Origin of the sequence: Sphingomonas pruni NBRC 15498 (genome assembly GCF_001598455.1) — a bacterium.
GTDB classification, from domain to species: Bacteria; Pseudomonadota; Alphaproteobacteria; order Sphingomonadales; family Sphingomonadaceae; genus Sphingomonas; species Sphingomonas pruni.
In genome coordinates this window covers 52998-65864 of the sequence record NZ_BCYZ01000010.1, presented here as the reverse complement: position 1 = coordinate 65864, position 12867 = coordinate 52998, and the positions used below count along the sequence as shown (strand labels likewise).

8 protein-coding genes are annotated in these 12867 nt (G+C 64.3%); 3 read left to right on the top strand and 5 right to left on the bottom strand.

Annotation, left to right across the window (positions count from 1 at the left end):
• The first annotated feature begins 85 nt into the window (after window positions 1-85).
• Window positions 86-2020, top strand: a complete 1935-nt coding sequence (locus SPR01S_RS04815) for a rhamnogalacturonan lyase (RefSeq protein WP_169803378.1) — start codon at window positions 86-88, stop codon at window positions 2018-2020.
• A gap of 37 nt (window positions 2021-2057) precedes the next feature.
• Here the strand turns inward: SPR01S_RS04815 and SPR01S_RS04810 are convergent, their stop codons facing one another.
• From SPR01S_RS04810 to SPR01S_RS04800, 3 genes are read right to left on the bottom strand one after another with little or no spacing between them, the layout of a single operon-like run.
• Entirely contained in the window at window positions 2058-3038 is a 981-nt protein-coding gene (locus SPR01S_RS04810; RefSeq protein ID WP_066585661.1) for an alpha/beta hydrolase, read from the bottom strand.
• Window positions 3038-4270, bottom strand: a complete 1233-nt coding sequence (locus SPR01S_RS04805; RefSeq protein ID WP_084250944.1) for a rhamnogalacturonan acetylesterase — start codon at window positions 4268-4270, stop codon at window positions 3038-3040. Before SPR01S_RS04805 ends, SPR01S_RS04810 begins: the two co-directional genes overlap by 1 nt.
• Window positions 4261-5061, bottom strand: coding sequence for a rhamnogalacturonan acetylesterase (locus tag SPR01S_RS04800; protein ID WP_066585733.1), 801 nt, complete (start codon window positions 5059-5061; stop codon window positions 4261-4263). The genes SPR01S_RS04805 and SPR01S_RS04800 overlap by 10 nt, the downstream gene beginning before the upstream one ends.
• 274 nt (window positions 5062-5335) lie before the next feature.
• Here SPR01S_RS04800 and SPR01S_RS04795 point away from each other — a divergent pair, with 274 nt between their 5' ends.
• Together SPR01S_RS04795 and SPR01S_RS04790 are read left to right on the top strand one after the other, a co-directional pair.
• The gene (locus SPR01S_RS04795; protein WP_369405260.1) at window positions 5336-8050 is read left to right on the top strand and encodes an exo-rhamnogalacturonan lyase family protein; all 2715 of its coding nucleotides are present in this window, start codon (window positions 5336-5338) and stop codon (window positions 8048-8050) included.
• 55 nt (window positions 8051-8105) lie between these two features.
• Window positions 8106-10016 (top strand): hypothetical protein, encoded by a 1911-nt coding sequence (locus tag SPR01S_RS04790; protein ID WP_157081949.1) that lies wholly within the window; start codon window positions 8106-8108, stop codon window positions 10014-10016.
• A gap of 37 nt (window positions 10017-10053) precedes the next feature.
• Here the strand turns inward: SPR01S_RS04790 and SPR01S_RS04785 are convergent, their stop codons facing one another.
• Both SPR01S_RS04785 and SPR01S_RS04780 read right to left on the bottom strand, forming a co-directional pair.
• Window positions 10054-10839 (bottom strand): IclR family transcriptional regulator, encoded by a 786-nt coding sequence (locus tag SPR01S_RS04785; protein ID WP_066585656.1) that lies wholly within the window; start codon window positions 10837-10839, stop codon window positions 10054-10056.
• Between the two features lie 172 nt (window positions 10840-11011).
• On the bottom strand, window positions 11012-12364 hold the full coding sequence (locus SPR01S_RS04780; RefSeq protein ID WP_066585654.1) for an oligogalacturonate lyase family protein: 1353 nt from the start codon (window positions 12362-12364) through the stop codon (window positions 11012-11014).
• Window positions 12365-12867: the final 503 nt, after the last annotated feature.

The following is a 12867-nucleotide window of genomic DNA, read 5'->3' as shown; positions in this document are numbered from 1 at the left end:
AGCAGTCGTTTCACTCTATGTTGCCAAAACGTGGAATGCAATCCTATTAAGTAGGATAATATCACGCAGGTGGAGAGAGGATGTCATGCGGGGCTTCGGAAAATTGCTGATCGCGACGACTGCGCTTGGCGGGCTGCTGGCCGTGGCGAATGCCGTCGGTGCGGCGCCGCCGCGTGAAGCCGAGCGACTCGATCGCGGGCTGATCGCCTCCCCGGCCAAGGGCGGCGGCTGGCTGGTCAGTTGGCGCCTGCTGGACAGCGACGCACGTACGGTCGGCTTCGACGTCTATCGCGATGGGCGTCGCATCAACGGCAAACCGATTTCCCACACCACCTCATTCGTCGATCCCCGCGGGTCAGCAGCCGCGCATTACACGGTGCGCGTCGCAGGTACTCGCGCGCCGCAAAAGGCGAGCGCTCCGGCGATCATGCTCCCCAAGGGCTATTTGTCGATCCCACTGACCCCGCCGCAGGGCGGAACGGAGCCCGATGGAGAATCCTATACCTACACCGCCAATGACGTATCGGCGGGTGATCTCGACGGCGACGGCCGGTACGAGCTGATCCTGAAGTGGGACCCGACCAACAGCCATGACAATAGCCAGGCCGGCTATACCGGCGACGTATTCGTCGACGCCTATACGCTGGACGGCAAAAGGCTGTGGCGCATCGATCTGGGCAGGAATATCCGCGCCGGCGCGCATTACACCCAATTCCAAGTGTTCGATTACGACGGTGACGGCCGCGCCGAAGTGGCGATGAAAACAGCCGATGGGACGGTCGACGGCACCGGCAGGGTCATCGGCGACGCCAAAGCCGATTGGCGCAGCCATGACGGCGAAGTGCCGCAGCCCGACCGCACCGGCGCCAAGCTCCTGGCGGACGGAACCAAGGTGGCGCCGCTCAAGGGCCGCATCCTGAGGGGTCCCGAATATCTTACCGTGTTCGACGGGCGGACCGGTCGGGCGTTGGCCACCGCGCCCTATGACCCTCCCCGCTATCCCGATGGCAATCCGACCTTCGAGCAGCTGCGCGACACTTGGGGCGACGGCTATGCCAACCGCGCCGACCGCTTCCTTGCCGGCACCGCGTATCTCGACGGGCGCCATCCCAGCATGATCTTTGGGCGCGGCTATTACGCCCGCACGGCGATTGCCGCCTGGGATTATCGCGGCGGGAAACTGACCGAGCGTTGGCTGTTCGATTCGGCGGCGCCCGGCAATGGCGACTATGGCAATCGCGGCAATCACCAGCTCAGCATCGCCGATGTCGATGGCGACGGCCGCGACGAGGTGATCTACGGATCGATGGCGGTCGACGACAATGGCAAGGGGTTATGGAGCGACCCGCTCTTTCACGGCGACACGATGCATGTCGGCGACCTCGACCCGCTGCGGCCAGGCCTCGAGAAATGGGGCGTGTTCGAGGAAGTGAAGGCGAATGGCGGGCTCGGCTCGGGCCTGCTCGACGCGCGCACCGGCGAGATCCTGTGGACGAAGCCGGCCGAGAGCGACACCGGCCGCGGCGTCGCCGCGGATATCGACCCGCGCTATGTCGGCGACGAATTCTGGGGATCCAACAGCCGCGACCTGTTCGACGTCCATGGCAAGGTAATCGGCCCGGCGCCGCGTCAGACCAATTTCGCCATCTATTGGGACGGCGATTTCCTGCAAGAATTGCTCGACGGCACGACGATCAGCAAATGGGACTGGAAGACCGGCACTTCCATCACATTGCTGCATCCCGACGACGTTGCATCGAACAACGGCACCAAGGCCACCCCTGCCCTTCAGGCCGACATCCTCGGCGATTGGCGCGAGGAAGTGGTGTGGCGAACGGCCGACAATCGCGAGCTCCGCATATACACCACACCGTATCCGACGACGCATCGTTTGGTTACGCTGATGCAGGATCCGGTCTATCGGGCCGGCGTGGCGTGGCAGAACACCGCCTATAACCAGCCGCCACATCTCAGCTACTTTCCCGGCGCCCTGAAACCGAGCGACACGGCGGCGCAATGATGGCGCCGCCGCCGCGCTCAGTTCAAATCAGGGCGAGTCAGCCGGGCCAACCGTGATCGCGGCTCCACGCCAGGAACAGGTCCAGCCATGGCACCGGCGTGCCGTCCTTATGGTTGGCGGGCGGGCCGTGGCCGCCTTTTTCGAACACCATCAGTTCGGCCGGGACCTGCGTCGCCTTCAACGCCTCGAACATCAGCATCGCGTTACGGAACGGCACCACCGGATCATCGCCGTTGCAGGCGACGAAGCTGGGCGGCATCGACGCCGGCAAGTCGCGCTGCGCCGAATAACGCTGCTGCCATTGCGGATCCGCCGCGTGCCCGCCCAATAGCTCGCGACGCGACTGGGCATGGACGCCATCGTCCATCATCGTGATGACCGGAAAGAACAACCCCGCCACGACGGGCGCCGCAGACAGACGATCGGCGGCATCCTGCGGCTGATACGTCGAAAGACCGGACCTACTCGCCAATCGCGCGGCGAGATGCCCGCCGGCCGAAAAACCGGTGACCGCAACGCGCCCCGGGTCGATCGGCCAGCGCTTCCCCGCGCCGGCGCGGATCACTCGCAGGGCGCGCTGCGCATCCTGGAGCGGGGTATCCGGCCCGGCTGCCCAATTGTCGTGCGGCAGCCGATAGAGCAACTCGAACGCGGTAATTCCGCGCGCGGCGAATTCACGCGCGATCGCGCCGCCCATGCGGCCCACCGCCACGCGGGCATAGCCCCCGCCCGGACAAATGAGCACCGCGGCGCCGTTCGGCTTGGCCGGCTTGACCACAGTCAGCATCGGCGTCGCGACATGCGGCCATGCGATATCGTCGACGCCCCCATTGGGCGATCTCTTGACCCATTGTTCGACCACCGCCGGCGTCGGCGCGCCGGGCGGCCCCTTGGGCCAGATCGGGAAGCGATCGACCGTGACGCCCTCACCCGCCCCGTCCGGCGCCGCGCTAAGCGTCGCGGGAAGGGCAAAAGATGCGGCGATGGAGCCGGCGATCAGAGAACGGCGCGTCGGCATCAATTGCCGTCCGGACGGCGCGTGTCGTGCGCGATGCTGGGTGCCAGACGAAAGCCGGACGGATCGGGCGGACGTGACGGATCGAACGGCGGCAGGTCGGTTTTCAAATGCCGCGCCAAGGATAATTTCGCATCCGCCACTCCCTTCGCCACGCTCCGCGCCAGCACCCAGGCGCCATAATTGTCATGATGCGTCGCATCCTTGCCATTGTCATTGAAGGCCATCGGTGCCCGATCAGGCCCCAGCGCCTCATAAAAGGCCATGCTCATCGTATTGAGGTCGATCACCGGCACATCGAGTTCGGCGCCGACCGCCTTCACCGCTGCGGCATAATCGCTCAGGGTCGGACGGATTTTCGTACCCGCCCAGAAACGCCGCTCGGGAGAGGTGACCAGTACCGGCGTAACACCGCGCCTGCGGAACTCTGCGATCCAGGCGCGCAGATAATCGCGATAAGTCGTCTCGGCCGCGGCATAGGTTTGCGGCCAGTTCGCCTTCTGGTCGTTATGGCCGAACTGGATCAACGCCCAGTCGCCGGGCCTGGCAAGCTCGAGCACCTTGGCGAGGCGCAACTCGGTCATGAATGACTTCATCGTTTCGCCGCTTTCGGCGTGATTCGCGATGGCAATGTCGGGCGCGAATAAGGCGGGAAGCATCTGTCCCCAGCTGGCAGCCGGCTCGGCCGGCTGGTCTGTGACGGTCGAGTCCCCGAGCAGGAACACGGTCGGCACGGTCACCGGCTCGACCGCGATGGCCGTCACGCCGGGATGCTCGCCGAGTATCTCGAGTGTCAGCTTGTCGTCCCAGCTGAACGAACCCTGTTCGCGCGGCTTCAGCAGTACTCGGGATCCACCGGGCGCATTGGGCGGCGGCGGCACTAGGTTGGCATTGCGCACGTTGACGATGAAGCTGACGGTCACATGGCGTCCGGCCGCGACCTTCAGCGCATCGACCATCAGGCGGCGCGACTCTGCCTTGATCGTGGTCTCTGTCGCTATGTTCGGTAGCCCGATCGTCACCGTCACGCGGTAATTGCCCGGTGCCGCCGCGACCGAGAACAACCGGTCGCTGCCCATCTCATAGCCATATCCCTCCGCATAGGCGCGCCCTGGAGCGACCGTAACGGTATCGGGGGATGCCGGCGTAATTCCCAGCGCAAAGCGGCGGACCTGAGCGCTAGCCGGTTGGATCGTCGCGGCGGCGATCATCGCGACGATTGCGATCAGACGCATGACGGCCCGCCCACCGGAATATTGCGGGTCAGCGCCGGGGTGTGCGGCGTCACGCGCTTCGAAATCGGCAAGCGCAGCGCCTTGAGGCTCGTCGCCACCAAGTCGGCGATATGGCGTGCGCCGACCTCGCTGAAATGCGTGTCGTCGGATACGCCGTTGGGATAACCCGGTGCCCCTGCCGCGCCGTCATAATGCAGATAGTAACCCTTGGCGGCCTCCGGACCGAGCGCCTGGACCATCGCCTGCGAGCTCTTGCCCAGATCGATCAACGGCGTGTGCGTTTCCTTCGCCACGCGACGCGCGGCGTCGGCATAAGCGGGGAAGCTCGGCTGCTCGACGCCCTCCTTGAAATCGCGGCGTGCGACCGGGGTCAGGATCACCGCCTTCGCCCCCGCTTTTTTCGCCACGTCGAGGAAACGGTGAAGGTTGGCGATATATTGCTCGATCGTCGTGTAGCGTTCCGGCTTGTCGATGCTGGCATCGTTATGGCCGAACTGGATCAGCAGGGTGTCGCCCTTTCTCAGATCGGCGGCGATCTTGTCGAGCCGGCCTTCGCGAATGAAGCTGTTGGTACTGCGCCCGCCGATCGCGCGGTTCTCGATCGTCACGCCCGGATCCACCGCGCACCGCAGCATCGTGCCCCATCCAGACTGCGGATATCTGTCCGGTTTGTAATCCTGTGCGGTCGAATCGCTGGCGATGAAGATGCGCATCGGCGCTGGCGACGAGGCCTGCACATTTGCTGCCAGGAACATGGCTGCCGCCCCGATCAGCACGCTGGACACCCGCATCATTCTCTCCTTCGCTGCTTTGTGCCGCATTATGCGACCACGTCCTACAAGCCGCAACCGGTTGCGATATTTTGCTACAATTTTTCCCAATATGTAGACATTGCTTCTATATTTCGGGACATGCTAGGCGACCTAATAGAACAAACACGCGACAACAGCGTGGAAAGCAAAGGGGCGATGAGGCGATGGGCATAATCCGGCTGGCACGCACGCCCTTCGGGGCACGCCCCGTGACCCATAGGGTCGCCGACATCAGCCGTTGATGGAGAGAGAGATGCATCTGAGCCGTCGGGAAGCGCTGAAGGCCGGCTTGTTGGCAGGCGCGACGACCTTGCTTCCGTTCAGACTTGACGCTGCGCGCCCCAGCGTCGCCCCCGCGCCGGTGCGCTGGATCGACGGGCAAGCCCCCATCATGCATGGCGGCCAGACCTTTGGCGTCGCCTGGCCGCGCGGAACCGTCAAGCGCGATACGCCGCTGACCGTTCTCGATGGCGCGGGAAAGCCGGTACCATCGCAAACCTGGATCACCGCGACCTGGCCCGATGGGTCGCTCAAGTGGACTGCGCACGCGATCCCGGCCGACCTGTCGCCGGACGCGCTGACCGTCACGTTCGGCCGGCCTGTCCCGCCGACCCAGCCTGTTGCAGTCGCCGACAACGCAGCCACAATCACGATCCGCGTTGGCAACCTCGCCTGGGAAATCGCGAAGAGCGGCGATGCGCTGATCCGATCGGCGACGCAGGGCGGCAAGACGGTGCTCGGCCCCGTCTCATTGGTCGGATCGTCGCGCACCGAACCACTCCATGGCGCCGATACGCCGTTCACCGGTCGGATCGACACGGTGACGATCGAGCAGCGCGGCCCGGTTCGCGCGGTGGTGCGGATCGATGGTCGCCATGTGTCGGGCGAGCGCGCCTGGATGCCGTTCACTGTCCGCCTCTACGCTTATGCTGGGTCGACCGGCCTGCGCGTCGTCCACTCGGTGGTGTTCGATGGCAGCGCGAGCAAGGACTTCGTTTCCTCGCTCGGCATAAGCGCGGCAGTCCCGATGCGCGGCGAGCTTCACGATCGTCATGTCCGCGTCGCAACCGACGGCCAGATGTTCGTCGAGGCAGTTCGCCCGCTGACCGGATTGCGCCGCGACCCCGGCAAGGCGTTTCGGGACGCCCAGATAGCGGGCCGCGCGGTACCCTCGCTCGACCGCATGGCCAATGCGGTCCGCGCGACGCTAGAGCGCGTTCCCGCCTGGGGCGACTTCCGCTTGGAGCAGCCGACCGCCAATGGCTGGGCGCTGACCAAGCGCACCGGGCAGGATCAGGGACGGATCGACGCCGCGGAAGGGCGGCGCGCGCCTGGCCTCGCTTATGTCGGCGGGCCGGAGGGAGGAGCCGCGATCGGCGTGCGCTATTTCTGGCAACGCCATCCGACCGCGCTGCATATCGACGGCGCGACGGGCGACACCGCAAAGCTGACCGCCTGGCTCTGGTCGCCCGAGGCGCCCGCCATGGATCTGCGCCCCTATCACGGCACGATGGGAATGGAGGGGTACGACGCGCAGAATGAGGGACTGTCGGTCACTTATGAGGATTACGAGCCCGGCTGGGACGACGCCTCTGGCATTGCGCGCACCAACGAATTGATGCTGTGGGCGCTGCCCGCCACGCCCGATCATGACACGTTGGCGGCGATGTCTGCTTTTCAGGCGCAACCGCCACAATTGATGGCCGCGCCCGGCCACCTCCATGCCGCCGGAATATTCGCCGATTACGGCCTTCCCGACCGCTCGACTCCCAATCGCACCGCGATCGAGAACCAGCTGTCCAATCTGGTCGATTTCTACGCCGGGGAGGTCGACCGCCGCTCCTGGTACGGCTTCTGGAACCATGGCGACGTGATGCACACCTATGACAGCGACCGCCATCGCTGGCGCTACGACATTGGCGGTTTCGCCTGGGACAATAGCGAGCTCTCGACCGACCTGTGGCTGTGGTATCAGGCGCTTCGGACCGGCGACGCCCAAACCTGGCGTCTGGCCGAAGCGATGACGCGGCACACCAGCGAAGTCGACGTCTATCACACCGGCCGGTTCGCCGGTCTCGGCACGCGCCATGGGGTGCAACATTGGGGTGACAGTTCGAAGCAACCGCGTGTCAGCAACGCCACCTATCGCCGGATTTTTTATTATCTGACCGCCGATGATCGGGTCGGCGACCTGATGCGCGCGCTCGTCACCTCCGATCACGCGTTGATCGATGTCGAGATCGGGCGAAAGGTCCCCGGCGCCAAGAAGCTGCAATTGCCCCCCGGCACGATCGAGATGACGTTCGGCACCACTTGGTGCCCCCTCGCCGCCGCCTGGCTGACCGAATGGGAGCGGACGGGAAACACCAAGTGGCGCGATCGCATCGTTGCCGGGCTGGAGACGATCGGTCGCCTGCCGCACGGCTGGATGACCGGCAGCGCGCCGTTCGAACTGGCAACGGGACGTTTCGTCGACCAGAAGCGCGGCATCGGCCTCTCCCATCTCAATGCGGTGTTCGGAGCGGTGGAAGTCAGTGCGGAACTGCTGCGCCTCCTCGACGTCCCTTCCTATCGCGCCGCCTGGCTCGAATATTGCCGTTGGTACAACGCGCCGCAGGCCGAATATCTGGCGAAGTTCGGACCGCCGTTCGGGCCGCGCAACCTGCGCGAAGGACATTCGCGCCTGACCGCCTATGCGGCGTTTCAGGAGAAGGATGCAGCGCTGGCGACGCGCGCGGCCGGCGAGTTCCTGTCGGGCGACGCCGGTCTCGGAACATGGCCGCGCGATCCGCGGCACATGGTCGATGGCGTGCTCGAATGGCCGGGCGTATCGACCAACGCCTCGGCGCAATGGGGACTGGCGGCGATCCAATGCCTGGCCCTGATCCCCGACGCGCTCGACCATGTGCCGATCGTCGCACCCGACGCCCCCGGACGCCGGCGGCTGCGCGATTCCGGCCGCGACTAGGGCGCCGCGGACGCCTGGGGCTGTGGAAGGCGCGAGGCATATTTGGAGTGAAAGGATGAGACGTTTGCCGACGTGGCGCGCCGTGACGATGTCCCTTCTTGCGGTGCTCGCGCCGACGATGGTCGCTACGCCCGCCGTCGCAGCCGGAAAAATCGCCACCTCAAGGGAAAAGTCGACCGGCGCTTCGATGGCGAGCCGGGATGCCGACGATCTCGCCGACTTCGACCGCCGCGCCAGGATGGCGCGCGAATTGGGTGCGACGGAGGTAGTCGTCACCGAAGGGCTTCCGATCGCCTATTGGGAATTGGACGCCGACGATCCCTATCCGGCGTGGTTCGCGCACCACGCCACCTTGTTCAAGATATTCCCGCCCGAGGCGGTCCGACCGTTCATGGACGTGGCCTATGCGGCGCGCGTCCAGCGCATCGTTGCGGAGCGCTGCCGCATTCTCGGCAAATACGATCTGAAAGCGATCTGGAGCGCGAACGAGCCCGGCGTCCTGCCCGAGGCGTTCTTCGCCGCCCATCCCGAATATCGCGGCCCCCGCATCGACCAGGTCACGCGATCGAAGAAGGTCTATTTCGCACCGAACGTGGCCAATCCCGATGTGCTGGCGATGTATCGGGAGTCGACCAATGCACTCCTGTCGGCATGCCCGCAGATCGAGACGTTTCTGTGGGTCACGACCGACGCCGGGTCGGGCTTCGATTGGGCGCCTGGCCTGTATCCCGGCGCGAATGGCGTACCCGAAAACCGCGACGTGCCGCTCGCCGACAGAGTGGTCGGCTTCATGAGCAACATTCAGCAGGCGGCAGCCACGTCGGGGCACCGGATCCGCATCAACGTCAATCAGATACCGCCACGGCCCTGGATGATCCCCACCTTCGGTCCGGACGTGCTCGAAAATATCCAGCGCAAGCTCCCGACCGATCTCGCCGTAAACGGCAAGGAAGGCCCTGACGGACGCCCGTTCGAGACCGGCATCACCAGAATCGACGACGGCGCGTTCTCTCCGGTCGTCGGGCTCGTCGTTCCGAGTTTCGATCCAATCCCCAGGTCGAGCGGTACCCACAAGGCCTATCTGCTCGGCGATCGCGAAAGCGAGGATTTCGCCTTCCGATTGTTCAAGTCGACCGCTGATCAGCCGATGGCGACGACGGCCGAGCGGCTCTCGGCGCTACGCCGCTTCGCAGCATCCGAAGTGGGCGACAACCAGGCCGACACGCTGATCGATGCCTGGAGCGCGCTCAACGATGTCCGCAAATATCTCGACGTGCTCGACTTCGGTCCGATGCTGCGCATGGGCCACGTGCTCAATCGCTGGATCGAACGGCCGATGGTGCCGATCCCGGCCGAGCTGACCGACGCCGAAAAGGCCGGCTATCGCCGCTTTCTCTTTCAGGCCGGAACCGAAGAATCGGCGTCCAATCTGGCCGACATCCAGGCAATGCGCATGTACGAAGGATGGGGCGCGCACCTGCTGTTCCAACGCGCCATCGAAATCTCCATGCCGCGCGTCCGACGCGCGCAGAAGGATTTCGACACCCTCGCCGCCTCCGCAACCACGTCCGACGCTGCGGACTATTGGCGGCTCACGAGCAAGAGGGTTCATGCACTCGGCTATTTGTTGCAGTCGGCCGACGACATGGTCGGCTATCAGGCCCAGCTGGACCGTGTCACGGCGCTGAACGCAAAACCCGAAGCCCATCCGGTCCTGGGCACACAGAGCGATTGGGCGCGCGCCGACATGATCAACACCGCGCGACGCGAGATCGATACGGCGGTGGCGCTCGACAAGCTGATGTCGAGCAGCAGCCGCCCGCTGCTCGATCTCGCCGCCAGCAACGGCGAGGAGACGATCATGAAACTAGGCCCCAATTTCCAATCCGTGCTGCGGCAAAAGGTCCGCACCATGAATGCACATTGGCGCGATTATGACCGGCTGTTCACCATGCCGAACCCGTGATGAGCGACGCCTATTTCCGCTCTACTGACACCGGGGCTTAGTCGGAAGTGGACGCTCTATATCCAAGCGAGGCACCGATGCTCGCTGCCGCCGCTTTCACCGGGGCGGCGAGCTCGTCGAGGACCTTGTCCGTCAGATAGGCGGCCGCTCCGGCGATGCTGATGGCGACGACGATGTTGCCCTTGTCGTTCCGCACCGGCGCAGCGACGGACCGAACGAAATCGCCGGCTTCGCTCTCGTGCAGCACCACACCGCGCGCCTTGTTCTCGCGCATCGCGTCGAGCCATTCTTTCAGCTTCTTCGCGCTGGCGTCGGGCTTTTCGGCCTGGAACAATTTGGTGAGCGAGTCTTCCGATTGGTCGAGCAGCAGCGCCTTGCCGATGCCGGTTTCGACAATCAATCGCCGGTCCCCGGGTGCCGTCGCCACACGCAGCCGCTGCCGCCCGGTCACCCGATCGAGGTGGCGAGACCAGTCGCCCTCGCGCTTGCCGAGAAACACGCAATATCCGGTTTCCGCCGAAAGCGCTTCGAGATGCGGCCTGGCGACCCGCACGTAATCGGTCTGCTCCTGCGCCATCGATCCGAGCTGGAGAAGCTTCGGACCCAGCGAATATCCGTCCGGGGTGATCGCAAGATAGTCGCGCGCCCTCAGGGCCTGGGCAAGTCGATGCGTCGTCGATCGCGTGAGATCGAGATTTCGCGCCAAGTCCGCCGATTTCACCGGGCCGTTGATTACTTGGTCGAGAATGTCCAACGCGCGCATCAACGATTGAGCGCCCTTCAACGAAGCGTAGGGATCCTTGACGTCAGTATCTTTCGACATCGAATTCTATCTCCGCGCTAACGTTGGCGCACTGGTGAATGCTGATTAGTCTGAGGGTCGCGGAACGAGATAGTTTCCTCCCCGCCCTTTCACTAGCTGTCCGAAGCTCGAAACGGAAGAGAAAGGGACCGGCGTGACCGACCACACAGCACATCACCAGCACCGCCCATAGTCACGAGGGCCGCTTCGTCACTCCCGAGCGGGCGATCTCGACCGCGTAGATTCCCGGCTCACCTTCCATGTTCGAGCGGAAGATCAGCCATTTGCCGTCGGGTGAAAAACGGGCGTTGGGCTCCAGCCGATAATCCTGCCTGGACATGTCGACGAGCTTCTCGCCCTCTAATGTGCCGGGCGCGATTAGCGCCTCTGAGCCCGACGCATGGATGCCCGCGACATCGGGAATTGCCTTGGGGCGAAACAAATACAGCCATTTGCCGTCCGGCGCGTGCGCGACCATTTCGCTGTCACCGCCGTCGCCGGAGAATAGGGTCTGGTCGGGCGAGATATTGTAATGGACCGACCATTGGTTGCGGTCGACCTTGTACCAGCGCCGCTTGGCCGTCGCGAGATCGTATCCCGCGAGCCAGAAAACTTCGCCGCGCGGCGTTTGCAGGTCGTACCAGATGGTCTTGCCGTCGGGTGACCAGAATTCGTGTCCGGCGATTTCCATGTTCATCGTACGACTATGGATCTTGGTCAGGCCGGTGCCGTCGGTCCTGATCGTCCAGATCCGGTCGACCTTGTGCCAGGGGCCCTCATGGCAAAACATCAGCAGACCAGGATCGGTGGGCGAGAATTGAAGGTGGTTGAGCCAGTCGGTCGACGCGACCACCCTCTTGCGCTCGCCGGTTCGGATATCGATGGTGAATATCTCCATCGGTATCTTGGCTTCGAGCCGTTCGTTGAGCCGTACTTCCTTGGCCTCTGCGAACGTCAACGGCTTGCCGTCGGGGCCGTTGGCGGCATAGGCCGCCTGGTCGAAACGGGAGTCACGCCCGGCCGCGCCCGGCTGAAGCGGCATCGCCCGTTCGGTCACCGCTCCGGCCAGCAAGGTTTCATCGGCGTTGATCGTGGCGATGCCGCCAGCCGGTACGTCCGCGATCTTCCGGGTCTTTCCGCTGTCGATGTCCGCCGCCCAGACCTCGATCGGGCCAGTCTGGCCATCGCGGTCCGCCGCACCGGCGCCGTCGATCGAGCGGCCCCGCGTCGAATAATAGACGGTGCGCGTCTTGCGGCCGGTGAACAGCAATTGCAGTCCCTTGCCGATGACGATGGGTGAAATTTTCCACGTCTTCATATCGACCGCAGCGATCCCTTGCGCCGTCGAGATGACCATCTTGTCCCCTTGCGGGGTGAAGGCCTGCTGATTGAAATAGAGGCTCGACATGCCGGGACCGGTCGAGATTCGGACGACATGGTGCCCGGTCTTGGCGTCGACCCATTCGCGCGGCGTATCTGCGGCCGGTGCCGCGGCCGACCCGACGATGGCAGTCAGGGCGAGCAATGCGGCGGCGATCAGCTTCATGTCTTCCCAATCTTCAAAAAGCGGATTGTCAGACAGATCGGCACGGAGTGTAAAGGCCAAATATTGTGCGCATATCCCAGATTGTGGGACTACCTAAAAATTTTGCTGTCCTGCAGCGTCTCAGTCGCGCTTGATCTCATCGGACAACCCCGATGACGCGGCAGCGAGGCTCGCGAGAACGCGCAGTGGCGTCCGGGCAGGCTCACGCGACGGCGAGAAACTCGCCGCCGATGGCCAGACAGAATGTCCGAATTGGAGAAAGGCGCCCTGCCTAAACTCTGTTTCAGCGAAGCTGAAACGGTTGCGGTACCGCCCTACGCAGTCATTCCAACGATGCTGCGCATCGCCGGAACCTTCTGCTCCGCCCGCTCCCCCACCCGGCCGCCGAACAGGGTATTCTATGGGCGGCCGGGTGGGGGAGCGGGCCGGTACCGATTCAGCGAAGCTGAAAACGACTCTAGAGCGCAGTCCGATGAGGCCAAAGGCTTGGAAGCGGAAGGTGT